This window comes from Pseudonocardia nigra, assembly GCF_019396355.1.
Lineage (GTDB): Bacteria > Actinomycetota > Actinomycetes > Mycobacteriales > Pseudonocardiaceae > Pseudonocardia > Pseudonocardia nigra.
On record NZ_JAHKRK010000490.1, the window covers coordinates 1 to 1,124 of the forward strand.

Annotated in this window: 1 protein-coding gene and 1 pseudogene; one reads left to right on the forward strand and one right to left on the reverse strand. The window is 70.2% G+C overall.

The features are described 5' to 3' along the window. A pseudogene (locus tag KME75_RS41805) lies at window positions 1–126 on the reverse strand (AAA family ATPase); the annotation flags it as partial. A gap of 104 nt (window positions 127–230) precedes the next feature. Between KME75_RS41805 and KME75_RS41810 the strand changes: the two are divergent. Continuing rightward, window positions 231–1,037, forward strand: a complete 807-nt coding sequence (locus tag KME75_RS41810) for a DUF6880 family protein (protein ID WP_219420555.1) — start codon at window positions 231–233, stop codon at window positions 1,035–1,037. Window positions 1,038–1,124 lie beyond the last annotated feature (87 nt).

The window sequence follows — 1,124 nt, forward strand, 5'->3', positions numbered from 1 at the left end:
GTCCTGCGGCAGCACGTAGTCGCGGCCCCGGATCAGGGCGATCGCGCGGGCGGCGGCCACGATCCCCAGGGTGGCGCGGGGCGACGCGCCGTAGGCCACCCAACCGGCGATGTCGGCCAGGCCGTGCGCTTGATCATCTTAAAGGGTCTTCACCCACACGTCTGGCTATTGCTCGCCGTCCGCGCAGGGCCGCCATGGGACCGACGCCAAGCACGGTGTTGACTGGGGGCGTGGCCAGCGAGGAGGTGGCGCGGGTTCGCCGGTTGATCGACGGGCTGCGACGGGATCGGCGTATTCACCCGTTGCATGGGCGACGCGAGTACTCCCAGCGCGTGCGGGAAGTGGCGTCGGCATGCGGTGTACTGCTCGAGACGGAGCCGGCCGCGGTGCCCGGGCTCGCCGGGCGAGCGGTGGATCGAATCACGAGCGCGCTGATGTTCATGGATGACTCGTCCGGCATCGTCGGCAGCGATCTCCGGGTCATGATGGCCGTGCACGCGCGGGCCTGCGCCGCAGCGCCACCCGATCCGAAGCGCTTGGCGGCGTGGCTGGCCCGGCTGCGCCTGGACGGGCCGGGCTGGCCTGACTTCGAGCTGCGCGACTACGCGGCGGCGCTGGGCGAGACCGGAGCCGCGGAGCTGGCCCGGATCGTTGACCAGCGCGCCCGGGACGCCGAGCCCGACCTGCTCGGCAGAACGCCGTTCGCGATTCGCATCCTGCGTGAGCAGCTCGCCGAGCTCTCCGGCGACGTCGACGCTTACGTCCGCGTCGTCGCCGGAGACCTGTACGGAGCCCCGCAGTACCTCAAGATCGTCAACGCATTGCGGAAGGCCGGCCGCACCACCGACGCTGAGCAGTGGGCCCACCGCGGGCTCACCCAGACCGGCAACCCGATCGACATCGGCAAGCTGCGCGACTGCTACGTGGATCTCCTGTTCGAACGCGGCGCCACCGACGAGGCACTCGCCCTCCGACAGGCCCTGTTCGACACCCATCCGACCCAGGGGGTCGGCAAAGTCGCGGTGAGTGGGCGCTGAGCTGCGGCGACACGCGGTCGAGGATGTAAGCACGGGCACGACTCCGGTGGTGATCTTGCGGTTCTCACACCAAGCTTGATCATCGGA